20 protein-coding genes are annotated in these 23,643 nt (G+C 70.5%); 15 read left to right on the top strand and 5 right to left on the bottom strand.

Annotation, left to right across the window (positions count from 1 at the left end; all coding sequences use genetic code 11):
* The first annotated feature begins 3 nt into the window (after positions 1-3).
* The 4 genes from J8J14_RS15705 to J8J14_RS15690 all read left to right on the top strand — a co-directional run bounded on the left by J8J14_RS15705 (position 4) and on the right by J8J14_RS15690 (position 6,162).
* Positions 4-3,210 carry a YhdP family protein gene (locus J8J14_RS15705; protein WP_209380484.1) on the top strand — a complete coding sequence of 1,069 codons (3,207 nt, stop codon included), beginning with the start codon at positions 4-6 and terminating at the stop codon, positions 3,208-3,210.
* A gap of 64 nt (positions 3,211-3,274) precedes the next feature.
* Positions 3,275-4,291 carry a TRAP transporter substrate-binding protein DctP gene (gene dctP / locus J8J14_RS15700; RefSeq protein ID WP_209380483.1) on the top strand — a complete coding sequence of 339 codons (1,017 nt, stop codon included), beginning with the start codon at positions 3,275-3,277 and terminating at the stop codon, positions 4,289-4,291.
* Between the two features lie 2 nt (positions 4,292-4,293).
* Positions 4,294-4,827: a TRAP transporter small permease gene (locus tag J8J14_RS15695; RefSeq protein ID WP_209380482.1), complete on the top strand. Its 534-nt coding sequence runs from the start codon at positions 4,294-4,296 to the stop codon at positions 4,825-4,827.
* A gap of 54 nt (positions 4,828-4,881) precedes the next feature.
* Positions 4,882-6,162: a TRAP transporter large permease gene (locus J8J14_RS15690; protein WP_209380481.1), complete on the top strand. Its 1,281-nt coding sequence runs from the start codon at positions 4,882-4,884 to the stop codon at positions 6,160-6,162.
* Positions 6,163-6,437: 275 nt separating this feature from the next.
* Here the strand turns inward: J8J14_RS15690 and J8J14_RS15685 are convergent, their stop codons facing one another.
* The gene (locus J8J14_RS15685; protein ID WP_209380480.1) at positions 6,438-6,986 is read right to left on the bottom strand and encodes a peroxiredoxin; all 549 of its coding nucleotides are present in this window, start codon (positions 6,984-6,986) and stop codon (positions 6,438-6,440) included.
* A gap of 114 nt (positions 6,987-7,100) precedes the next feature.
* Positions 7,101-8,753, bottom strand: a complete 1,653-nt coding sequence (locus J8J14_RS15680) for an amidohydrolase (protein ID WP_209380479.1) — start codon at positions 8,751-8,753, stop codon at positions 7,101-7,103.
* 112 nt (positions 8,754-8,865) lie between these two features.
* Between J8J14_RS15680 and J8J14_RS15675 the strand changes: the two genes are divergently transcribed.
* The 7 genes from J8J14_RS15675 to ggt all read left to right on the top strand — a co-directional run bounded on the left by J8J14_RS15675 (position 8,866) and on the right by ggt (position 16,153).
* The gene (locus J8J14_RS15675; RefSeq protein WP_209380478.1) at positions 8,866-9,981 is read left to right on the top strand and encodes an extracellular solute-binding protein; all 1,116 of its coding nucleotides are present in this window, start codon (positions 8,866-8,868) and stop codon (positions 9,979-9,981) included.
* Between the two features lie 3 nt (positions 9,982-9,984).
* Positions 9,985-10,920 carry a 2-hydroxyacid dehydrogenase gene (locus J8J14_RS15670; RefSeq protein ID WP_209380477.1) on the top strand — a complete coding sequence of 312 codons (936 nt, stop codon included), beginning with the start codon at positions 9,985-9,987 and terminating at the stop codon, positions 10,918-10,920.
* A gap of 1 nt (position 10,921) precedes the next feature.
* Positions 10,922-11,692 carry a class II aldolase/adducin family protein gene (locus J8J14_RS15665; protein ID WP_342452459.1) on the top strand — a complete coding sequence of 257 codons (771 nt, stop codon included), beginning with the start codon at positions 10,922-10,924 and terminating at the stop codon, positions 11,690-11,692.
* Positions 11,689-12,771, top strand: coding sequence for an ABC transporter ATP-binding protein (locus J8J14_RS15660; RefSeq protein ID WP_209380475.1), 1,083 nt, complete (start codon positions 11,689-11,691; stop codon positions 12,769-12,771). The genes J8J14_RS15665 and J8J14_RS15660 overlap by 4 nt, the downstream gene beginning before the upstream one ends.
* Entirely contained in the window at positions 12,768-13,613 is an 846-nt protein-coding gene (locus J8J14_RS15655; protein WP_245215839.1) for an ABC transporter permease, read from the top strand. Before J8J14_RS15660 ends, J8J14_RS15655 begins: the two co-directional genes overlap by 4 nt.
* Positions 13,614-13,617: 4 nt before the next feature.
* Positions 13,618-14,403 carry an ABC transporter permease gene (locus tag J8J14_RS15650; protein WP_209380474.1) on the top strand — a complete coding sequence of 262 codons (786 nt, stop codon included), beginning with the start codon at positions 13,618-13,620 and terminating at the stop codon, positions 14,401-14,403.
* 100 nt (positions 14,404-14,503) lie between these two features.
* Positions 14,504-16,153: a gamma-glutamyltransferase gene (gene ggt / locus J8J14_RS15645; RefSeq protein WP_245215838.1), complete on the top strand. Its 1,650-nt coding sequence runs from the start codon at positions 14,504-14,506 to the stop codon at positions 16,151-16,153.
* A 101-nt stretch (positions 16,154-16,254) separates the two neighbouring features.
* On the opposite strand, the gene J8J14_RS15640 is transcribed toward ggt, so the two are convergent.
* Positions 16,255-16,695 carry an acyl-CoA thioesterase gene (locus tag J8J14_RS15640; RefSeq protein WP_209380473.1) on the bottom strand — a complete coding sequence of 147 codons (441 nt, stop codon included), beginning with the start codon at positions 16,693-16,695 and terminating at the stop codon, positions 16,255-16,257.
* Between the two features lie 143 nt (positions 16,696-16,838).
* Between J8J14_RS15640 and minC the strand changes: the two genes are divergently transcribed.
* The 4 genes from minC (at position 16,839) to J8J14_RS15620 (ending at position 21,308) form a co-directional block, all read left to right on the top strand.
* A complete protein-coding gene (gene minC / locus J8J14_RS15635; RefSeq protein ID WP_209380472.1) occupies positions 16,839-17,579 on the top strand; it encodes a septum site-determining protein MinC in 741 nt (246 codons plus the stop codon).
* Positions 17,580-17,727: 148 nt separating this feature from the next.
* Positions 17,728-18,546 (top strand): septum site-determining protein MinD, encoded by an 819-nt coding sequence (gene minD, locus J8J14_RS15630; protein WP_209380471.1) that lies wholly within the window; start codon positions 17,728-17,730, stop codon positions 18,544-18,546.
* Positions 18,543-18,824, top strand: coding sequence for a cell division topological specificity factor MinE (gene minE, locus J8J14_RS15625; RefSeq protein ID WP_209380470.1), 282 nt, complete (start codon positions 18,543-18,545; stop codon positions 18,822-18,824). The genes minD and minE overlap by 4 nt, the downstream gene beginning before the upstream one ends.
* 114 nt (positions 18,825-18,938) lie before the next feature.
* Positions 18,939-21,308, top strand: a complete 2,370-nt coding sequence (locus tag J8J14_RS15620) for a putative bifunctional diguanylate cyclase/phosphodiesterase (protein ID WP_209380469.1) — start codon at positions 18,939-18,941, stop codon at positions 21,306-21,308.
* A 9-nt stretch (positions 21,309-21,317) separates the two neighbouring features.
* Here the strand turns inward: J8J14_RS15620 and J8J14_RS15615 are convergent, their stop codons facing one another.
* Both J8J14_RS15615 and J8J14_RS15610 read right to left on the bottom strand, forming a co-directional pair.
* Positions 21,318-22,037: a DUF1028 domain-containing protein gene (locus J8J14_RS15615; RefSeq protein ID WP_209380468.1), complete on the bottom strand. Its 720-nt coding sequence runs from the start codon at positions 22,035-22,037 to the stop codon at positions 21,318-21,320.
* A gap of 70 nt (positions 22,038-22,107) precedes the next feature.
* On the bottom strand, positions 22,108-23,322 hold the full coding sequence (locus J8J14_RS15610; RefSeq protein ID WP_209380467.1) for a hypothetical protein: 1,215 nt from the start codon (positions 23,320-23,322) through the stop codon (positions 22,108-22,110).
* Between the last annotated feature and the right edge of the window lie 321 nt (positions 23,323-23,643).

The raw sequence follows: 23,643 nt of genomic DNA, 5'->3' as shown, positions 1-23,643 counted from the left end.
CGCGTGAGGCGCCTGTCAGGTCAAGTGGCAGGGCTGCTGCTGCAGGGCGTTTCCTTCCTGCTGCGGGTCGCGATGCTGCTGGTCCTGGCGGGTGGGGTGGGGATTGCCGCGCTGGGATGGCGGTTGGCGCAGGGCCCGTTGCCGCTGCCTTCCATCACCGCGCTGAACGAGGCGGTGGCGGCGCGCCTGGCCATTCTCGCGCCGGGGCTGAACATCCATTTCGGCCAGGCCTGGGTGGCCTGGGACGGCTGGAAGGACGGGGCGCCGGAGCCTCTTTTCCTGCGACTGGAGGATCTGCGGGCGGTGGATGGCGCCGGCAGCACCCGGGCCTCGCTCCGGTCGGCCGAGGTCTCCATCGCGGTGCCGCCGCTGCTGCGCGGGGTGGTGGCGCCGGTGGCGGTGGTTCTGCAGGAGCCTGTGGCGCTGCTGCGGCGGGATGCCGCGGGCGATCTCTCCATCGATCTCGGCATCTCCTCCGGCGCGGTGCCGGATAGCGGCACCGAACCCGCACCCGAGACCGAGCCGGATGCCACGGCGGAGACGATCGCGCGGCTGCTGCGCCGCCCCGATCCGGATTCGCCGCTGACCGCCCTGCGGGAGATCCGGGTGGACGGGGCGGTGTTGCAGGTGCGGGACGAGCTGATCCCCCTGGCCTGGGCGATCCACGGGGCCGCCCTGTCCGTAACCCGGGCGGAGGATGGCAGCACCCGGCTTGCGGGGGCGGGGAAGCTGCGGCTTGGGGCGGACGAGATCCCTGTCCGTATCGCGGGCCGGGCCGGCGGAGAGCCGCCCGTCGCCGAGATTTCGCTGGCGATCGAGGCGGTGACCCCGCCCGCCCTGGCGATGGCGCTGCCCTCGCTCCGCCCGCTGGCGATGCTGGAATCCGAGTTGGCGGCGCGGTTCTCGGCGCTCTACGACTTCAGCTCCGGCGAGTTCAACGGGCGGGCGGAGCTGAATGCCTCCCCCGGCCGGATCGTGACGGGGGAGGCGCGCACGCCGTTCCAGGGTGCGCGGGCCGTGCTGACCGGGGATGGGCGGCGGCTGGAGCTTGAGCAGCTGGAGCTGAACCTACCGCCCGGGCGGCCCGGCCATCCGTCGCCCCGGATAACGGCGCGCGCGCATGCGGACCGTCAGGACATGATGTGGAAGGGGCGGCTGGAGCTTGGGCTGAGCGCGATCGCCGTGCCCGACCTTTCCCTCTACTGGCCGCCCGGCGTGGCGGAGGGCGCGCGGAGCTGGATTGTCGAGAACCTGACGGCCGGGCGGGCGCGGGATGGGCGCTGGGTGATCGAGGGCGAGACGCCGGTCGATTTCTCCGGCGGCCGGATAACCGCCGCGAGCGGCACGCTGCAGGCCGAGGGGCTGACGGTGCACTGGCTGCGCCCGATCGCGCCGATGGAGGGGGTGGATGGGACCGTCACCTTCTCGGTGGATGAGGTGCGGATCCAGGCCCGCGCTGCGCGGCAGGCGGGGACGGGGCTTTCCGTCCCGGAAGCCCGGATCCGGATCTATGACCTCGCCGCGCCCCGGCCCGAGGTGGAGAAGCTGGAGGTGGACGGGCAGGTCAAGGGGCCGCTGAACGACGTGCTGACGCTGATCCGCCATCCGCGCCTGCACCTGTTCGACCGGCGGCCCCTGGAGCTGGGACCCGCATCCGGCACGGTGGATGCGCGGCTTTCGGTGGGGCTGCCACTTGTGAAGGACCTGCCGGTCGAGGCGCTGCGGATCAGTGCGCGGGGCAAGGTGATCGATGGCCGCGTCGCCAATGCGGTGGCGGGGCACATGATCGAGCGGGCGCAGATGGATGTGGAGGTGGACCCGAACGGCATGCGCCTCTCCGGCACGGCGGAGCTGGCCTCCATTCCCGGGCGGGTGCAGGCGGAGCTGGATTTCACAAGCGGCCCGCCGGGCCAGGTGACGGAGCGGGTGCGGGCCGAGGGGCGGACCCCGGCGGCGAACCTGGCGCGGATCGGGGTGGAGGCGGCGCCCTATGTGCAGGGGCCGCTCAACTACAACATCCTGGTGGAGCGGCGCCGTTCCGGGGAGACGCGGATATCGGGGCGCGTGGACATGCGGGATGCGCGCATCGCGCTGGCGCCGCTGGCCTATTCCAAGGCGCCAGGGGCGCCTGCGCAGGCCGAGGGAACCGTGGTGTTCCGTGGCGACGACCTGAGCGCGCTGAAGGATGTGCGGATCGAGGGGCCGGGGCTTTCGGCGCGCGGGGGGGTGGATTTCCGCGGCGGCAGCGACTTCTCCCGGGCGGAGGTGCTGGAAGCCCGTGTCGGGGCCAGCCGCTTCACGGGGCGGGTGGCGGCGCCTTCATCGCGCGGCGGCCCATGGGAGGTCGAGGCACGGGGCGCGGTGCTGGATGCGCGCGGCATCATGCGCGAGCTGGGGCTGGACGGGGAGGGCGACGGGCCGGGCAATGGGCGCTCCACCCCGATGCGGGTGCGCGCGACCTTCGACCGCGTGGTGCTCTCCGGCGGCCGGGAGCTGGCGCCGGCCATGGCGGAGCTGTTCGTGGATGCCCAGGGCGTGCTGCGCGAACTGCGCGCGAGCGGGCGCGGCGTGCGGGGCGGGGGCTTCGACGCGGTGGTGGTGCCCCGGGGCGCCGGCCGGGCCATGGAGGTGAAGTCAGAGAATTTCGGGGGGCTGCTGCGCGGGCTGGACCTGTTCGACGCCCTGGATGGCGGGAGCTTCCATGCCTCTGGAGAATGGCCGGGGAATGGCCCCAACGCGCCCTTGCGGGGCGTGGCGGAATTGCGGGATTTCGGGGTGCGGGAGGCGGCCTCGATCGGCAAGCTGCTTCAGGCGCTCTCGATCTACGGCATCGCCGAGGCGATGCGCGGCCCGGGGCTGCGCTTCACCCTGGCGAACGCGCCTTTCACCCTCACGCCCCAGGCCCTGACGCTGACCGATGCGCGGGCCGTGTCCGCCTCACTGGGGGTCACTGTGCAGGGGCGCATCCTGCGGCAGGCGGAACGCTATGACCTGCGTGGAACCATCGTGCCGTCCTATGCGGTGAACAGCGCCTTGGGGCGGCTTCCCGGCATCGGGCAGCTGTTCACATCCGAGCGGAACGGAGGGCTGTTCGCGGCGAATTTCCGCATGACGGGCAAGCTGGACGATCCGGACATCCAGATCGACCCGCTTTCGATCCTTGTCCCCGGTGCGTTGCGGGGGCTGTTCGGCGGAACGGACAGGCGCTGAAGCCTGCTTGACCGATCGGAAGCGGCGCCGCAAACCCGGCGGAACGCAATCCGGAGGGCGCAAGATGGCCTCGCGACGCAATTTCCTGACTCTGTCCCTTGCCGGCCCGGCCGCGGCGGCCCTGCCGTTCCCGGCGGTCCGCACGGCGCGGGCGCAGGCGGCGGCGGTGATGCGGCTGTCGCACCAGTATCCGCCCTCCCATCATATCGCCGGGGTGCTGAACGCCTTCGCGCAGGATGTGAAGGCGCGCAGCAACGGCGCGGTCGATGTGCAGGTCTTCCCGGCGGAGCAGCTGGCGAAGGTGGCCGAGAACTTCCCCGGCGTGGCCCGCGGCGCCTTCGAGGCGGCGGTGGCGACGAACTTCACCTGGGGCAACACCATCCCCGAGATGTCGGCGCCGACCATCCCCTATTTCTTCTCGGACCTGGAGAAGAACCGCCGCTTCCCGCAATCGGAGGCGCGGCGGTTCCTGGACCAGCTGACCGCCCGGCGCGCCGTGCGTTCGGTGGGCTGGCTGTTCACCACGAACCGGGCGATCTTCACCTCCTCCCGCAAGCCGCTGCTGGCCACCGAGGATTTCCGCGGCGTGAAGATCCGCGGCATCAACAGCCTGATCGACAACGCGCTGACCGCCGTGGGCGCCGCGCCGGCCGCGACGCCCGCGCCGGAGGTTGTGGGCGCGCTGCAGTCGGGCGTGCTGGATGCGGGGCTGACGGATGTCTCCGCCGCCGTGTCCCGGCGCTTCTATGAGGTGCAGAAGTTCGGCACGGTGTCGCCCTTCTTCAGCGTCTCCACGCAGGTCTATGTGAATCCGCGCTGGTGGGACGGGCTGCGGCCCGAGGCGCGGCAGGCGATCGAGGCCGCGCTGGCGAAGGCCGAGACGGATGCGGTGGAGGCCACGGTCCGCACGGCCAATGCGGCCGTGGGCGAGCTGCGCGAGAAGGGCATGACCGTGCATGAGCAGTCCCCCGAGGAGGTGGCGCGCTGGCGCGACGCCATGCAGAAGCCGGTGATGGACGCCTTCCTGCGGCTGGCCCCTGAAGGCGGCCCCCGCGTGCTCGAGCTGCTGCGGGCGGTGTGACAATGCAGCGCGCCATCGCCCTCCTGTCCCGCTTCGCCTGTGGCCTGGCCTCGGTTTCGACAGTGGTCTGCCTCGTGCTGATCGGGGCATCGGTGGTGGCGCGCTACCTTTTCCATACGCCGCAGCCCTGGATCGACAAGGTGGCGGGCTGGCTGGTGGTGGCGCTGGTGCTGCTGGCGGCGCCCGAGGCGCAGCGGCGCTTCGAGCATATCGGGGTGGATGTCGCGGTGGGCCGGATGGGGCCTGGCCTGGCGCGGGCGGCCCATCTGCTGGGCGCCGCCTCGGTGGCGGCGGTGGCGGCCATCCTGCTCTGGGCTGGGTGGGAGGCCGTGGAGTTCTCCCGCATGGTCGGGCTGATGACCGAGATCGAGGGCGTGCCGGAGTGGTGGATCCAGCTGCTGCTGCCGGTGGGGTCGGCGGTGCTGCTGCTGGTCGCGCTGGCGCAATGCATCGTGCTGGCAACGGGCGGGCGGCCGGAGAACCTGCCCAGCGGCGATGAGGAATTGCCGCGCGATACGCTGGCGCACGGCGAGTAGGGCCGGCGGCCGCCCGGACTGGCGGCCTGGCCGGCTTCTCCAACGGGGATCCCGATGTCTTTCCTGATCCTGATGGCCGTGCTGATCGGCCTGCTCTATCTCGGCCTGCCGATGTTCGCGGCGTTGTTCCTGCTGCCGCTGGGCGTGCTGCTCTATGTCGAGGGCGGCGTTCCCGCGCTGGGCGAGATCGTCATCGGGAACATCAACGGCTATCTGCTGGTCGCCATCCCGCTCTTCATGATGATGGCCCATGTGATGGTCCGCGGGCGGGTGGTGGACGACCTTTACGGTGCGGCCTTCGCGCTGCTGCGCGGCATCCGCGGCGGGGTGGGGATCGCGACCGTGCTGGCCTGCACCGTGTTCGCGGCCATTTCCGGCTCCTCGGTCGCGACCGCGCTGACGATCGGCAAGATCGCCATCCCGCAGATGCTGCGCTACGGCATGTCGCGCCGCGGGGCCTTCGGCGTGGTGGCGGGGGGCGGCACGCTTGGGATCCTGATCCCGCCCTCGGCGCCGATGGTGCTCTATGCCTTCGTGACCGAGACGAGCGTGGGCGCGCTTTTCCTTGCGGGGCTGCTGCCCGGGCTGCTGATGGCCTTCCTGTTCGCCGCCTATGTGTTCCTTACCGAGGGCAAGGCAGTGGCGCCGGCGGATGAGCCACCGCCGGAAAGCATCGGAACCTCCATGCGCCGCGCGGGCTGGTCCATGACACTGCCCATCTTCGTGCTGGGCGGCATCTATATGGGCGTGTTCACCGCGACCGAGGCGGCGGGGACGGGCACGCTCTATGCCATCGCCATCGCCGCCCTGATCTACCGCACCCTGACCTGGCGTGACCTGTGGGACGGGGTGCAGGATGCCACGCGCACCAGCGCGATGCTGTTGATGATCATCGCCGGCGCGGCCGTGTATGGCTACATGCTGACCAAGCTGCGCATCCCGCAGGAGCTGGCGGCGCTGGTGACGGATATGGGGCTTTCGCGCACCGGCTTCCTTGTGGCGATGATGGTGCTGCTCTTCGTGCTGGGGCTTGTGCTGGAGAGCTTCAGCATCATCCTGCTGACCATGCCGGCGATCCTGCCAGCCATGGGCGTGCTGGAGATCGACAAGGTCTGGTACGGCGTGCTGCTGACGCTTTCGCTCGAAATGGCGCTGATCAGCCCGCCCGTCGCGATGAACCTGGTGGTGATCAAGGCCATCACGGGCGCGCCGCTGAGCGAGGTGAACCGCTCCATCATCCCTTATATGCTGATGATGGCGTTCGGGACGGGCCTGCTGATCGCCTTTCCCGGGATCGCGCTCTGGCTGCCGCGGCTGGCCGGCTACGGGAACTGAGCCCGGCTGCGGTTCCCGGAGAGGGCTCTGCCCTCTCCGGACCTCGCCCGCCAAGGGCCTGAGGCCCTTGGAACCCCGGCTGGCTGCCGCGGATGCGATGCAAGCAGGGGTTTCTGCCCCTCATCCTGCCCTTGGCAGTCGCCTCCGGTCATGGACCGGAGGCGCACCACCAGCCGAGCCGCCCCAACTGATAGAAAAAGATGATGGTGAGGGGGCCGGGGAGAGGAAGAATTCCTTCTTCCTCTCCCCGGGGCCACAAGCGACGCAGGCCAGGATCATGCGGAAAGGACGGGATCGCCTTTCCGCCACTCGCTCGGGCAGATCTCGCCGCTCTGCAGCGCGTCGAGCACGCGCAGTACTTCCTGCGGATTACGGCCCACCGAGAAGTCGTTCACAGAGACGAAGCGGATGATTCCGTCAGGGTCCAGGATGAAGGTCGCGCGCATTGGCACGCCCTCGTTGCGGTCGAGGATGCCGCAGGCTTGGGAGAGTTCGCGGCGGATATCGGAGAGCATGACGAAGGGCAGGTCGCGCAGGTCGGCGTGGTGGATGCGCCAGTTCATATGGGCGAGTTCGCTTTCGACCGAGACGCCGTAGAGGGCGGCATTCCGGGCCTGGAAGTCGTCCGTCAGCCTGCCGAAGGAGGTGATCTCGGTGGGGCAGAGCACCGTGAAGTCCTTCGGCCAGAAGAAGACCACCTTCCAAAGGGCGGGGTCATCGGCATCCGTGACCGTGGTGAAGGCGGTTTTCGGATCGAGGCCTTTCGGGCCGCCCACCACGCCGGTCAGCCGGAAGGTCGGGAACTGGTCGCCGATGGTGAGCATGCAGTTGGTTCTCCCGCTCGGGTTGGGGCGGGAGAGCGCGGCCCGCGACGCGCGGGACTATGCCGGCTGCGCTGCGGGTGCTCCAATGAACTGTTCTCCAGCGCGCGGATGTACTCAGGCCCGGAAGTGCTCGATGCCGCCGACATGGGTGGAGAGCACCCGGGTGCCTGCGATGGCGGTGGGATCGCAGGTGAGGATATCGGTGTCGAGGATGGCGAAATCGGCCAGCAGGCCGGGGGCAATGCGGCCTTTCTCGTCTTCCTCGCGCTGCGCGAAGGCGCCGAGGGTGGTGTAGGCCGCCAGGGCCTCGCGCGGGGTGATGGCCTGCCGCGCATCCAGGTCAGCACCGCTGGCGCTGCGGCGTGTGACCATGGCCGCGATCGCGGTGAAGGGGTTCGCGCGGCACACCGCGAAGTCCGAATGGCCCGGGGCGGGGATGCCGGCATCGATCAGGGAGCGGTGGGGCCACATATTCACCATCTCCTCCTGCCCGCGATGGGCGACATAGGCCTCGCCCAGCTCGTCCATGAAGCCCGTGGCGGAGCTGTCGATGAAGCCGCCGCGCCTGAGGCGGGCCAGGATGTCCGGCGTGACGTTGCAGCAATGCTCCACGCGCATCCGGTGGTCGGGCACGGGATGGGCGGCGAGGGCGGCCTCCATCACGTCCAGCGCGAAATCGATGCCGCGGTCGCCCACGCCCTCGATCATCAGCTGCAACCCGGCCCTGTGGGCGGCGGTGGCGCGCCGGGTGAGGTCTTCCTTGTCGTAGAGAAGCATGCCGGTGTTCGGCACGGGCTCGCCCTCGGCAGGCCTGCCGCGATAGGGCGCGTAGTAGGCGGCGGTGCGGCCGGAGGTAGAGCAGTCCGGGCACCACTCCACGCCGATGAGCCGCAGCGTCGCATCGCCGAAGCCGGACTGGATTCCGGCGGCGATCAGCGCTTCCACCAGCCCATCCTCGCGGCCCGAGGCCATGATGCCCATCCGCATGCGGAAGCGGCCCTGGCGCCGCATCATCTGGTAGGCGCGGATGGCCTTGGAGGGGCAGAGCGCATTCGAGACGGAGGTGATGCCGTGGGAGAGGCAGGTATCCTGCACCATCTCCATGCCCTCGATAATGTCCTCCTCGGTGTCCTGGCCATGGATGGCGTTGAGGAAGACATGGGCAGCTGTTTCGCGCACCAGGCCGGTCAGCCTGCCATCCGCCCGGTCGAATCGGCCGAAGGGCGGGTCGGGGGTTTCGGGCGTGATGCCGCAGGCGGCGAAGGCCGCGGAATTGGCGAGGCCCATATGCGCGTCGGTGCGCAGGATGAAGGCGGGGCGGTCGCCGGTGGCCTCGTCCAGCTCCGCAAGGCTGGGATAGCCGCCGATCGCGCGCTCGTTCAGCCGGTGGCCGGCGAACCAGCGGCCCGGCGGCAGGGCGGCACAGCGGGCGCGGATGGCCGCCAGCAGCTCGGTGCGGTCGCCCACCTGCTCGGGCGAGAGAAGAGTCCAGCCTCGCAGCCGGACGGCGTATGTGTCCGGATGGGCATGGCTGTCGATGATGCCGGGAATCACGCGGCGGCCTTCGGCATTCAGCACGCGCGTGCCGGGGCCGGCGAGGGCGCGGATGGCCTGGTCATCTCCTGTTGCGATGAACTTGCCATCCAGCACGGCAAAGGCCGTGCAGTCCCCGGAATCTGCCATCGTGGCCACGCGGCCATTCAGCAGGATCAGCTCCGGGACGGCGCCTGACGGCCGCGCTTCCGGGGTGAGAGGTGGGTGGCTCATCGCGGCGGCGCCCCGGCTGGTATCAAAATTGCTGGCATCCTTCTCAGGACATGGCAGGGTTGCGCCGCGCCGGCGTTTCGGCAAGGGGCGCGAAGCCGAGGGGAGAGCACCGATGTTGCAGAGCTTCCACGAGGACTGCGTCGAGCGCGCGCAGCATGCCTTCGGCCGAGGCGGGCTGGACCGCCGCGGCGCGCTCCGCCTGCTGGGCGCGCTCGGCCTCGCGCCGCTCGCGGCCGGCGGCTCCGCTCAGGCGCAGGGCACCCGGGAGCTGGTGATGGTGAACTGGGGCGGCATCGCGAATGAGGGCTTCGCCCGCGCCTATGGCGCGCCCTTCGAGGCGGCGAATCCGGGCTTCAAGGTGGTGCAGAACAGCACGGGCCCTTCGGCCGGGCGCATCAAGAGCATGGTGGATAGCGGCTCCGTCACCTGGGATATCTGCGACAGTTCAGCGACCTCCGCGCGGCTCCTGGGCAAGCAGAACCTGGTTGCGAAGATCAACTATGACATCGTGAAGAAGAGCGACGTGATCTCGGAGGCCTTTGCCCTCGAGCATGGTGCGGCGCCTTATTCCTTCTCCTCCGTGCTCGCGTATGACAGCAGCAAATTCCCGAATGGCGGGCCGCAAAACTGGGCGGATTTCTACGACCTGCGGAAGTTCCCGGGTACGCGGCTGATGCGGCGCGACGCGCTCGCGGTGCTGGATGCGGCGCAGATGGCACTGGGGAAGGACCCGAAGAACCTCTACCCGCTGGATACGCGTGCCTCCCTGAACAAGCTGAAGGAGATTCGCCGGAACGCGGTGTTCTGGGCGAATGGCTCGGAAAGCGAGCAGTTCATGCGCACGGGCGAGGCGGTGATGGGCCAGATCTGGCACACGCGCGCGAAGGTGCTGGAGCAGGAGACGAATGGCCGGATCAAGTTCATCTGGAACCAGGGACTGCTGCAGGCCGGCATCTTCGTGATCCCGCGCGGCGCGCCGGGCGGTGAGGCTTCGCAACGGCTGCTCGCGAGCATGCTGGCCCATCCGGAGCCGCAGGTGGAGCTGCTGAAGTTCCTGGGCAACGGTCCGACCAATCCGCGCGCGGCCGCGCTGGTGCCGGAGGAGTTCAAGCGCTTCAACCCCACCGATCCGGCCAATGCCGCGCAGCAGGTGACGCTGGACGGGAATTGGTGGGGTGACAATTACGCCCAGCTGAACCAGGACGTGATCGACATCATCACGGGTTGATTCATGCTTCTGGTGAAGGCTGAGGGCGCGCGTGTGCGCCAGAGTTGGTGCGACCTGCTCGCGGAGTTCCGCCCGGGGCTGGTGGCCAGGCCCTATGACGCGCCGGGTATCCGGGTGGAAGACGCGACCTATGCGCTGGCCTGGGAGCCGGAGCCGGGCTGGCTTGCCAGCATGCCGAAGCTGCGGGTGATCTTCTCGCTGGGCGCGGGGGTGGACCACATCACCCGCGACCCGAGCTGGCCGCGCGGCGTGCCGCTGGTCCGGATGGGCGGCGAGGAGACGGGGCAGCGCATGGGCGAGTACATCGCCTGGGCCTGCCTCACCCTTCTGCGCGACGGGCGCGACCACGCGATCGCCCAGGCCGAGCGCCGCTGGGCCTACAAGGTCGGCGAGGACACGGCGCGCGACCTGACCGTGGGCATCATGGGCATGGGCACGCTGGGCGCGGCGGCCGTGCCGATGCTGCGCGGGCTGGGCTACGGCGTGGTTGGCTGGTCGCGCACCCGCAAGACGGTGGAGGGGGCGGAGAGCTTCGCCGGGCCCGAGGAGCTGGATGCCTTCCTGGCGCGCAGCCAGGTGCTGGTCTGCCTGCTGCCTTCCACGCCCGAGACGATGGGCATCGTGGATGCGGCCCTGCTTGCGAAGCTGCCGCGGGGCGCTTCCCTGGTGAATGCCGCGCGCGGGCCGCATGTGGTGCTGCCCGACCTGCTGGAGGCACTGGATTCGGGGCAGCTTTCCGGCGCCGTGCTGGATGTGTTCGATCCCGAGCCGCTGCCCGTGGACAGCCCGCTTTGGGCCCATCCGAAGGTCACGGTCACCCCTCATGTGGCGAGCGTGGCGCGGCGCCGGGAACGGGCGCGCTACGTGGCCGATGCGATCGCCGCCTTCGAGGCGGGCGGGCCTCTTCCCAACCTGTATGATCCCGAGCGGGGTTACTGACGTGCCACTTCCCCCGCCGCCCCGGCGTCCCGATCCGAACCATGTGCCGACGGAGGCGGAGCTGCGGCGCGACCTCGCGGCGGCCTATCGGCTCATCGCGCTGTTCGGCATGACAGACCTCGTCTTCACCCATCTCTCGGTGCGCGTGCCGGGGGAGGGGCACCGGTTCCTCGTCAATCCCTACGGGTTGCTCTTCGAGGAGATCACGGCCTCGTCCCTCGTGCTGGTGGACGCGGCCGGGGCGCCGGCGCAGGAGACGGCCTGGCCGGTGAACCCGGCGGGCTTCGTCATTCATTCCGCGCTGCATCTGGGCGCGCCGCAGGCGCATTGCGTGATGCATACCCATACGCTGGCCGGCATGGCCGTGGCCGCGCAGAAGGGTGGGCTGCTGCCGCTCAACCAGATCAGCACCGAGTTCCATGGGCGCGTCGCGGTGCATGAGTATGAGGGGATCGCCGCGGACGACAATCTGGGGGAGCGGGAGCGGCTGGTGCGGGACATGGGCGACAAGCCCTGCATGATCCTGCGGCACCATGGGCTGCTGACGGTGGGCCGCACCGTCGCCGAGGCCTTCTACTGGATGTATTACCTGGAGCAGTCCTGCCGCATCCAGATCGCGGCGCAGTCCAGCGGCGCGCCGCTGGATATCCCGCCGGAGGATGTGGTGGTCCGGGCGCGCGACCAGATGGGCGACAGCCCCGTGAAGGGCTGGCTGCCCTGGCAGGCGCTGCGCCGCAAGCTGGACCGCGAGCAGCCGGACTACGCCGAATGAGCGCCGTGGCCGGGCATGCGCTTTCCCTGCAGGGTGTCGCGAAGCGTTATGGCGACTTCACCGCCGTGCAGGGCGCCACGCTGGAGGTGGGGAATGGCGAGTTCCTGACGCTGCTCGGTCCTTCCGGTTCGGGCAAGACCACCATCCTGATGATGATCGCGGGCTTCGTGGAGCCGAGCGCGGGGCGGATCCTTCTGGATGGGCGCGACATCACGGCGCTTCCGCCGGAGCGACGCGACTTCGGCATGGTGTTCCAGGGCTATGCCTTGTTCCCGCACATGACGGTGGCGGAGAACGTGGCCTTTCCCCTGCGCGTGCGGCGGATGAGCCGGGGGGATCGAGAGGCGAAGGTGCGGGCGGCGCTGGACCTGGTGCAGCTGGACCGCTTCGCGGACCGCCGTCCGGCGCAGCTTTCGGGCGGGCAGCAGCAGCGCGTGGCGCTGGCGCGCGCGCTCGTCTTCGATCCCGCCCTGCTTCTGCTGGACGAGCCGCTTTCCGCGCTGGACAAGAAGCTGCGCGCGGAGCTGCAGGAGGAGCTGAAGGCGCTGCACCGGCGCGTGGGCCGCACCTTCATCAACGTGACGCATGACCAGGAGGAGGCGCTCAGCCTTTCCGACCGGATCGCCATCCTCAACCATGGCAATGTGGTGCAGGTCGGCTCGCCGGAAGGGCTGTATGAGCGCCCGGCCACCCGTTTCGTGGCGGATTTCCTCGGCAAGTCCAACTTCATCGAGGGCGAGGCCGCGCCGGATGCGGGTGGCATGGCGCTGCGGCGCGGCGGCACGGTGGTGCTGGCGCGCGGCACGGCGCCGGCGGGCAAGGCCCTGCTCTCCCTCCGGCCGGAAAAGATCGCGCTGCTGCCAGGGGGCGGGGTGGAGGACAATGTGGTGGAGGGGCGGATCGCGGCCTGGTCCTATCTCGGCACGGGCTATGCCGTGACGGTGGCGACGCAGGACCTGGGAGAGCTTCGCGTGCATCTGCCGGCCTGGCGGATCCCGGTGGCGCCTTCGGAAGGGCTTGCGGTGCGGCTGGGCTGGTCGCGCGATGCGGCCGTGGCCGTGGCGGAGGACGCGGCTTGAACCCGCGGGGCCGGCACGCGCTGGGCTGGTGGGCCCTCATCATGCCTGCCTTCCTGCTGATGACGGCCTTCTATGTCGCACCCATTCTGCAGGTGCTGGCGATCAGCGTGACGGAGCCGCAGCCCGGCCTGGGCAATTACGAGCGGCTTTTCACCAGCGAGAGCGTGCAGCGCGTGATCGGCACCACGCTGCGGATCGGCTTCATCACCACCGTGATCTCGCTTCTGCTGGGCTATGTGCTGGCCTATCGCATCGCGCTGGCCGGGCCGCGCGCGCAGCGCTGGTGGCTGCTGGCGGTGCTGGTTCCGCTCTGGATCTCGGTGCTGGTGCGCGCCTTCGCCTGGGTCACTCTGCTGCGGCGGCAGGGGCTGGTGAATGAGGGGCTGCTGGCCGCGGGCGTGATTGAGGAGCCGCTCGCCCTGGTTTGGAACGAGCTCGGCATCGTCATTGGCATGGTGCACTACATGGTGCCCTACGCGGTGCTGCCCATGCTCTCGGCGATGCGGGAGATCGACCCGCGCGTGCTGGCGGCGGCCCGGGGGCTGGGGGCCAGCCGGGCAGGGGCCTTCCTGCGCGTGTTCCTGCCGCTCTCCCTTCCGGGGGTGATCGCGGCGGGCGTGCTGGTCTTCATCTTCTCGCTGGGCTTCTACATCACCCCGGCCATCCTGGGCGGCGGCAAGACGCTGATGGCGGCGGAATGGATCAAGCTTCAGATCCTGGACCTCATCCGCTGGGGGCTGGGCGCCATGTTGGCGACGATGCTGGTGGTGGCGATCCTGGCCACCCTCGCGGTGTTCTCGCGGCTGGTGAATCTGCGGCGGCTCTTCGGGGCGGGGGGCTGAGGCGATGGGCGGATACCGGCCGGGCTGGCTGAACGGCACCATCGCCTGGGCGACGGTGATCTACCTGATCCTGCCCATCACCATCATCCTGCCGGTCTCCCTGACCGACCAGCGCTTCCTCTCCCTGCCGCAGCACGCGCTTTCGGGCGAGCATTATGCCCGCTTGCTGACCACGCCGGCCTGGATCAACGCCATCCTGCAATCCGCCTACATCGCCACGGCTTCCACCCTGGTGGCCGTGGTGCTGGGCACGCTCTGCGCCATCGGTTGCTGGCGGCTGTCCCGCCGCAGCACGGAGCTGGTGCGGGCGCTGATGCTGCTGCCGATCATCATCCCCAGCATCGCCTATGCAATCGGGCTCTACCGGTATTTCGCCGGGCTGGGGCTTCTGGACAGCTTCACCGGGGTGGTGATCGCCCATGGGGTGACGGGCATACCTTATGTGGTCATCACCGTTTCCACTGCGCTCGCGGCCTTCGATCCCCGGCTGGAGAGCGCCGCGCGGGGGATGGGGGCCTCGCTGGGGCAGACACTCCGCTGGGTGATCCTGCCCCGGATCATGCCCGGCATTGTCTCGGGCGCGATCTTCGCCTTCATCCATTCCTGGGATGAGCTGGTGGTGGTGCTGTTCATCGCCTCCCGCCGGGTTTTCACCCTTCCCCGGAAGATCTGGGACGGGATCAACGAGAACCTGGATCCCGCCATGGCGGCGGTTGCCGTGCTGCTGGTGGGGATGACCGTGCTGCTCCTGCTGCTCGACCTCGCTCTTCGCCAGCAGCGCAGGGATTAACGCGGCGCCGCAGATGCGGCATGAATCCCAATTCTGCTCATCCGTCGCGCGCTGCGGGCTTCGTGGCGGGCACCGGGCATGAGCCGCCGAGGGGCCAGGAATGACTGAGAAGCACCCCGTTACCGCCAGGAAGGGCATGGTGGTGACCAACCATCCCCTGGCCTCCGCCGCCGGGTCGGAGATGCTGCTGGCCGGCGGGAACGCGGTGGATGCGGCGATCGCTGCCCTTTTCGCCCTCACGGTGGTCGAGCCGATGATGGTGGGCATCCTGGGGGGCGGGGTGGCGCATCTGCGCCTCCCCGACGGGCGGCACGCGGTGGTGGACGGGCTGTCCACCGCCCCCGGCGCGGCGCGGCCGGACATGTACCGGACCGTCTCGGAGGTGCTGCCGGACTACCAGGAGACGGAGGGGCGCCAGAACCATTTCGGGGTGCTGGCCATGGCGGTGCCCGGTGCGCTGCGGGCCTGGTGCCACACGCTGGAACGCTACGGCACCATGCCGCTGGGCGATGTGCTGCAGCCCGCCATACGCTGTGCCGCCCGGGGCTGGCGGGCCACGCCCTATCTGGCGGATTGCGTGGCGGATAATGCCAGGGAGCTGGCGACGGATGAGGGGCTGGCGGCCGTGTTCCTGCCGCACGGGGCCCCGTTACGCGCCGGGGACCGCGTGCTGCGGCCCGACTATGCCGATGCCCTGCGCCTGATCGCCTCGGTCGGGCCCGATGCGCTGCATGACGGACAGCTCGGTGATGCGCTGGTGGCCCATATGGAGGCACGAGGCGGGCTGATCACGGCGGAGGACCTGCGCGGCGTCTCCCCGATCGAGCGGGAGCCTGTGCGGGCCAGCTATCGCGGGCATGAGGTGATCGGGCCGCCGCCGCCTTCCTCGGCGGGGGTTCATATCGCGCAGATGCTGGCGGTGCTGGAGGGCTTCGACCTGCGCGCCATGGGGTCCGGCACGCCGGAGACGGTGCATCTGCTGGCCGAGGTGCTGAAAATTGCCTTCGCGGACCGGGCGGTGGCGACGGCGGATCCCGCCTTCGTCAAGGTGCCGGTCGGGCGCCTGATCTCGCGCGACTATGCCGCGGCGCGCCGGGCCGAGATCGACCCCGCCCGTGCCCGGGACTGGGCGCCGGGGGCCGGGCTGCTGGAATCCCCCAACACCACGCATGTGACCGTGGCGGATGGGCAGGGCACCATCATCACCACCACCCAGACCATCAACAGCCTGTTCGGTGCCCGGTTCACCGTGCCCGGCACGGGGATGGTGGCCAACAACTACATGTACAACTTCGATCCGCACCCGGGTAAGGCACTGTCCATCGCGCCGGGCAAGCGGGTCTTCACCTCCATGGCGCCGATGATCGTGATGAGGGATGGCGTGCCGGTCGTGGCGCTCGGGCTGCCGGGCGGGTTGCGGATCTTCGGCTCGGCCATGCAGGCCATCATCAACCTGCTGGATCACAGGATGAGCCTGCAGGAGGCGGTGGAGGCGCCGCGGGTCTGGACCCAGGGCCACCGGCTGGAGCTGGAGCCCGGGATCAGCGCCGAGACGGAGGCGGCCCTCATCGCCCGTGGCCATGCGATCCTGCGCGTGCCGACGGTGGGTGGCGGGATGGGTGCGGTGGCCTTCGGGGCGGAAGGGATGATGACGGGCGCGGCCTGCTGGCGCGCCGATGGCACGCCGGTCGGGATCGGCGGCGGGCTGGCGCGGCCGGGCGTGCGCTTCGTGCCGGACCAGCGGTTCTAGCGGGCATCCGGTTCTTCCGTTCCGGGTTGTTCGCCTTGCCGGCTCCTGCGGGAGAGTGGGCGGGATGCCGCGGCGGCGTGGCCGCCCGGGGGCGCCGGCGGTCAGGTCACCAGCAGGGGCGCCACGGCGTCCCGCAGGGCCTGGGGCAGGGGGGTGGGCCGGGCCTGGGTTTCGCGGTCCACATAGACGTGGATGAAGTGCCCCTCGGCGCTGGCCTGCTCCTCCGCGTTGCGGAAGATGCCGATCTCGTAGCGGATGGAGGTGTTGCCGATCCGGGTCACGCGCAGGCCGGCGGTGACGAGGTCGGGGAAGGAAATGGGGGCCAGGTAGCGGCAGCCCGTTTCCACCACCACGCCGATCACGGCGGAGGTCTTCAGGTCGATGGCGCCGGAGGCCAGCAGGAACCGCGAGACGACCGTGTCGAAGAAGGAATAGTACACGGTGTTGTTGAGGTGGGCATAGGCGTCGTTGTCGCCCCATCGCGTGGGGATCTCCAGGAAATGCCGGTAATCGGCCCGGGTCGGGCGCTTCCTCTCGCTCATCCTGCCTCGCCTGCGTGGTCTGCTGTGGCCTGGGTGCCGCGGCGCAGGGTCTGCGGACCGGAGCAGGTGCGCAAGGCTTCGCCTGCCGGACACTTCCCTGTAATGTGAGGCAAAGAACCCGCCATAGGATCACCCCCCGGCCGATGTCCTCCCCCGCGTCCGAAGCCCGATTGGAGCCGTTCCGGCTGCGCGGGGCCAATTTCAACCTGCTGGTGCTCCGGCTGCTGGACCCGCGGGTGGAGGTGATCGTGCCGGCCCTGGCGGACCAGTTCCGGCGGGCGCCTGGCTTCCTGCGGAACGCGCCGATCGTGCTGGGGCTGGACGACCTGGACCCGGCGGCGGCGCCGGATTTCGCCCATCTGACGAGCCAGCTGCGGAGCGTCCATATTGCCCCGATCGGCACCACGGGCGGTGGGCCGGAGATCCGTGCCGCCGCGCAGGCCGCCGGGCTGCCGCCGCTGCGCGCCGCCGGGGGGGACCAGCCGGTGCAGGCGGCGCCTGCCCCCGCGCCGGAGCCGATGCCCATGCCCGAGCCGCCGCCGCCTTCGGGCTGGCAGCCGACCATGGTGGTGGACCAGGCCGTGCGGGCGGGGCAGCGCATTTGGGCCCAGGGCTGCGACCTGATCGTGCGCGGCACGGTGAATCCCGGGGCCGAGGTGATCGCGGACGGGAATGTCCACGTTTACGGCACCTTGCGTGGCCGGGCGATCGCCGGGGGGGCGGAAAATCTCTCCGCCCGCATCTTCGCGCTGAACTTCGAGCCGGAACTCGTCTCGATCGCGGGCTATTATGCCGTGCGGGACGGGCTGGGGGATGCGCCGCTCGGGCGGGCCGTGCAGGTCTGCCTGATCGGCGAGAGCATGCGGTTCGACAAGCTGGGCTGAGCGAGCCGGGCCGGCCGAGCGGGGCTGAGCCTGTCCATCCGGCGGATTCCCCCTTTGCAGGGGCGGCGCCGGACATGCGATGGAGTGAATATACGTCCCGCTGCCCGGACAGGGGCGGGTGGCGGGTTGAGGGGGCTGGAGAGAGCGCATGGCGCAGGTGATCGTGGTAACGTCAGGCAAGGGGGGAGTGGGCAAGACCACCTCATCCGCCGCCTTCGCGACCGGGCTGGCGCAGTCCGGCAAGAAGACCGTGGTGATCGACTTCGATGTCGGCCTCCGCAATCTCGACCTCATCATGGGGGTCGAGCGCCGGGTGGTGTTCGACATCGTGAACGTCATCAATGGCGAGGCGAAGCTGAACCAGGCCCTCATCCGCGACAAGCGGGTGGAGACCCTCTCGATCCTTCCGGCCAGCCAGACCCGCGACAAGGACGCGCTGACGCGGGAAGGCGTGCAGACCATCATCGAGGAGCTGTCGAAGGATTTCGACTATATCCTCTGCGACAGCCCCGCTGGCATTGAGAAGGGCGCCCTGCTGGCGCTGTACTTCGCCGACCAGGCCGTGGTGGTGACGAACCCCGAGGTCTCCTCGGTGCGCGACAGCGACCGGATCCTGGGCGTGCTCCAGTCCAAGTCCAAGCGGGCGGAGGAGAAGCGCGACCCGGTGAAGGAGCATCTGCTCGTCACCCGCTACGACCCGGCGCGGGTCGAGAGGGGCGAGATGCTGAAGCTGGAGGACATCCAGGAAATCCTGCGCATCCCCCTGCTCGGCGTCATTCCCGAGAGCGAGAGCGTGCTGAAGGCGTCCAACACGGGCAATCCCGTGATCCTCGACCAGGAATCCCAGGCCGGCCACGCCTACAAGGATGCCGTGGCGCGCTTCCTCGGGCAGGACCGGCCGATGCGCTTCATCGATGCGGAGAAGAAGGGCTTCCTCTCCCGGCTGTTCGGTGGGAGGGCCGCATGAGCTGGCTGAAGTTCTTCCGGGGCAAGCAGGAAGAAGCGCCGCCGACGGCCTCCGCCGCCAAGGAACGCCTGCAGATCGTGCTCGCGCATGAGCGGATCTCCCGCAAGGGCGAGGATTTCCTGCCCAAGCTGCAAAAGGAGATCATCGAGCTGGTGGCCAAGCATGTCTCGATCGATCCGGGGCGGGTGAATGTCTCGCTGGAGCGGGGCGGGGATCTTTCCACCCTGGCCATCGCGGTCGAGATCCCGGGGCCGGAACCGGTTCGCCGCGCTTCCTGATTTGGCATCCGCCCCGCCCTCCGGGCCGGGGCGGACAGCTTCCGCCGCCCAGCTTAAGGATCGGGCAAGGGCACGGACCGCACCATCCCACCGGAATGACGTGGGAATCGGTGCATGGCGGGGCGGATTTTCCCCTGGCGGGGCTTGCGGTCGCGGCTGATTCTTCTCTCCGCCGCGCCCTCTCTCCTCTGCCTCCTGGCCATGGCGCTGAGCGTGGGCTGGCTCGCGCGCGAGCAGCAGAAGGACATGGACCGGCAGGCCATCCAGGCGGCCGGCACCCGCATCGAGATGAGGATCGGGGAGCTGCGCGGCCGGCTCGATGGCCTGGCGCGCCTGATGCTGCGCGACGAGCGCATCACGCGGAGCTTCACCCCTGACGAGCCGGTGCCGGATGATCTTCCCGGCCGTGTCCTCGCCGCCTTGCAGGTGGGGGAGCCGCTAATCGGCGCGCTGGAGGTCTGGGCCGAGTGGCCCGGCCATTCCGGACGCGGCGGTTCCTGGTCCGATCGCTGCGATCATGGCGCCGGGGCGCATTGCCCTGGCCCGGCCCTTCCCGTCGTGACCAGCCTGACCAGCCATGCCCTGCCGGACGGGGGCAGGCTGCATGCCCGGATTTCCGCCTTCCTGGGCCATGAGGCGGCCGAGGGGCTGGCGGTGGCGGAGCAGGGGGCGCTCGCCCTGCTGGTGGATGGGTGGGTGGTGGTCAGCACCATCGCCATGCCGGCCGGCCCGCTGGCGGGATGGGCGCCGGACTGGCTCCAGCAGGCCGTGGTGGCGGACCAGGCCTCGACCGGGATGCTGGAGATCGCCGGGCGCCGCTGGCTTGCCCGCCTCTCACCGCTGCCGGGGACGACCACGGGAAGGGCGTCGGCGCCATCGCCCGCGATCCTGCTGCTGCTGCCGCCGCGCGCGGGCATCCTGGCCATCAATGAAACATTGGCGGTGATGCTGCCGGCGGCGGTGCTGATCCTGGGCCTGGGCGTTGCCCTCGCAACGGGGGCCGCGCGGCGGCTGGGCGCGATGCTGACGGCGCTGAGCGAGGCGCTGCGGCGGCTCGGGCGCGGCGATCTGGCCGTTCCCATCCCGCCCGCTCCCCGGGGCGCCCCGCGGGAGGTGATCGAACTGACCGATGCCTGCATCCAGTTCCGGGATGCCGCGGCGGAGCGGAGCCGCCTTTCCGAGCGGCTGCGATGGCTGGCGAATTTCGACGGGCTGACGGGACTGCCCAACCGCGCCCTCCTGGGGGACCGGCTGGACCTGGCCTTCGCGGCCGCGCAGCGGGACCGCACCGGGCTTGTCGTGCTCGCCCTCGACCTCGATCACTTCAAGGAGGTGAATGACAGCCTGGGCCATGCGGCCGGGGACGAGGTGCTGCGCGAGGTGGCCGGGCGGCTGCGCGGCTGCCTGAGGGCGACCGACACGCTGGCGCGGACAGGGGGCGACGAGTTCGTGCTAGTGGCGCCGGGGCTGGACGGGCCCGAGCAGCTGGCCACCTTCGCGGGCCGTCTGCTCGCTGCCATGGAGGAGCCGGTGCCGGTCGCCTCGGATCACCGGTTGGTCGGGCTTTCGATCGGCGCGGCGATCATGCCGCCGGGCCGCTTTGACGGGCGGCCGGAGGGGCTGCTGCAGGACGCCGATCTCGCGCTCTACCAGGCCAAGGCGGAAGGAGGGTCCTGCCTGCGCGTCTTCGAGCCGGAGATGGACGAAAGGCTGCGCACCCGCCGCGCGCTGGTGGCGGATCTCCGCAATGCCATGGCGAGGCAGGAGCTGACGATCCTGTTCCAGCCGCAGGTTTCCACGGCCACCCGCCGGATCACGGGGGCCGAGGCACTGCTGCGCTGGCACCACCCGACCCGTGGGCTGATCAGCCCGGATGTGTTCATCCCGCTGGCCGAGGAGACCGGGCTGATCGTGCCCATCGGCGCCTGGGTGCTGGAGCAGGCCTGCCACGTGGCACGGGGCTGGGGCGAGCTGCATCTGGCCGTGAACGTCTCCGCGCAGCAGGTGCGGCAGGCGAGCTTCGTCACCACGGTGGAGCAGGCGCTGGCGCGCTCCGGCCTTCCCCCGCAGCGCCTGGAGCTGGAGATCACCGAGGCCGCGATGCTGGCCAACAGCGCGGAGACGCTGGGCATCCTCTCCCGCCTGCGCTCACTGGGGGTGCGGCTTGCCATGGATGATTTCGGGACGGGCTACTCCTCCCTCGCGACCCTCCAGCGCTTCCGCTTCGACAAGATCAAGGTGGACCGCTCCTTCATCCGGCACCTGTCCCGGGATGCGAAGGCGGTGGCGCTGCTGCGCGCGGTGATCGCGCTGGGCAGCGCCCTGGACGTGACCACCAACGCCGAAGGGGTGGAAGATGAGGGGCAGCTCTCCCTGCTTCGCGCGGAAGGGTGCGACGAGGCGCAGGGCTACCTGTTCGGGCGCCCCATGTCCGCGGCGGAGTTCCAGGCGCAGGTCGGCCGGCAGGACAGCCGCGCGGCCTGAGCCGCCTGCCTATCGCCCGAAGCGGAGATCCAGCCCCGCGGCCTTCCAGGCCGCCTCGGTCGCCGCCATGTCGATCACCCCCGAGGGATTCGCCTTGCGGGGCTGGCGATCGAGATAGGGCGCCCGGTCCCGTCGCCAGATGCCGAGCAGGCGCGTGAGTTCCTTCAGGGGTTCGGGATGGTCGTCCACCCGGATATCGAGATCGGGGAAGTCCTCGGTGGTGACGAGGCGGATTGCCGCGGACTGGCGGCCGCGCCTGTCCCCGCCCGCCGCCTCTCCGGCTTCGAGGGCCATGGCAAGGCGTTCGGGGAGTGGCTGGTTGGCCCCCACGGTGAAGGCCGCCAACGTGTCATGCACCACCTGTGGGCCGGCCAGCATGTTGCCGGCGACCGAGAAGCCCTGCGCCGTCTGCTCGCCCGCCCATTCCACGCAGTTCTGGCCGGTGAAGGCGGCGCTGCGGCCGAAGCGGTCCACCGCATGGATCTGGCGGAGGTGCCGGCCCTCATCCCCGGCCAGCGCACCCTCGATCGCCGCCGCCGGTGAGAGGCCGCGGGCCATGGCGTCGAGCACGGCGGGGCCAAGATAGCGGTTGGTGAAGGACTGGGTGGAGACCGCCCCCACCCCTGCCCGGACATGGGGACAGGACGCGCCCACGGCGAAGCTGCAGGTGGTGACGGCCACGGCGAAGGCGCCGCTCTCGGGGTCATGGGCCACGATGGACCAGGTCATGGACCGGCTCGTTCTCTCTGGTGAGACGCAGGAGACTACACCGGTCCGCCAGCCGCGCCAGCCGCGTGCCTCAGCCCTTCCGCGCGAGGAAGAGCAGCCAGGCGGCGTGCCGGGGCCCGGCGGCCTCGCCCGCCTCCTCCATGAGCGCCGCGGCAGGGGCGGAAGGCGCCAGACCGGCTGGCGGCTGGTCGCCGCTCGCACGCCAGGCGTCCAGGGAGTGGCCCTCCAGCCGCAGCGGCGACAGGGAAGCGGCATGCAGGGCGCCCCGGATGGCTGCGGCCGAGAGACCCGCGCTATCCGCCGGGCGGCCGAGCGCCGCGGCCAGGCGCCGGCCGAGCGATTCCGCGTTCTCGGCCACCACCAGTGCCACGCCGCCGGAGCGCAGGAGGCGGGAGGCGGAAGCGAGGTCCGGCGCCAGGGAGGTGGCGTCGGGCAGCAGCAGCACGGCGTCGAAGCAGTTCTCGGGCTGGGGTTCCGCCGCGTCGGCCAGGAGGGCGGCGGGGCCCATGGCGGCCGCAGCCAGTTCCATGGAGCCGGTGCCGAGAGCCGCCAGGCGCCGCCCGGGGCCAGGGCCGAGCAGGGCGGCGATGCGGGAGGGAAGTGTGCCCCAGCCTGTATCGCGCCGTGCCACGGGCGCCGGGGGCCCGGCGGCCGGGGCAGGCGGGGGTGGCGCCGGGGCGAGGCTGGGGGGAAGTGCGGCCGGAAGAGGAGCCGCGGCCGGGGGCGCGGCAGCCGGCGAAGGCTCGGGCCGGGCTGGCGGGGCGGGGACCCGAAGGGCAAGGGCCTCGGGCGGCAGGGTGGCGCGGGGGATGCCGGGCGCCTTGGGGGGAGTGAGGGGGGTGATGGAGGCCTCGGGCGGCTGCCCTGCCTTGGGCAGGCTTGCCTCGATCAGGGTCGGGCCGGGGGCGGCTGCGGGCTTGGGCTCCGCCTCGGCTCGCGTCCGGTCTGCCAGGGCGCGCACAGGGGGGGCGTTCCGCATGTCGGCCAGGCCGAAAGTCGGCCGGCGGGCGAAGACCACATAGCCGTCATTGGCATAGACGGCCGTGGTTTCGGCGAGCAGGCGCCGGACCAGGGCGCCGGGGAAGGCGGCGGCACCGCCGGTGGGTACCACGGCCCAGTCCGGGAGCGGATCGGGTTCCGGCGCGGCGACCTCGCCCAGGACGGGCGTGAAGCTCCCGGGTGCGACGACCCGCTGGCCCTGTGGCACGCGGCCTTCGAGGAAACGGGCAGCTCCGGCCCAGGCGGGATCGTTGGCGGGATTCTCGCCAGGATTCAGGTGCGGCATGGCGCCAGGGTCGCGGGGTTGGCGCGCGCGATCAAGCGGGTGCAGCAACCAGGCCATAGCCGGGGCCGGAATGTTCCGATAATGTAACTCAAGCCCGCCCTGCCGTCACGCGGCGTTCTGAAAGGCGTGCAGGCTGCCCCGCCGGGATAGGGGAAGGGTGTTGCGCCGCTCTTCGGCGCCACCACAACATCGCGTTCCAAAACGTATGGCCCGCCCCGCCCGCAAGAGCTTTCACGACCTGGTCTGATCAGTCTACGCCAACGTATCCGGCACCGGAGGCAAGCTCCCTGCCAAGATGGAGATCCGCGCGCCCCGGTCCTC

The sequence above is a fragment of the Pararoseomonas baculiformis genome (assembly GCF_017813395.1).
Lineage (GTDB): Bacteria > Pseudomonadota > Alphaproteobacteria > Acetobacterales > Acetobacteraceae > Roseomonas > Roseomonas baculiformis.
Note: the sequence above shows the minus strand (reverse complement) of the source record. Positions and strands in the feature narration are given on the sequence as shown.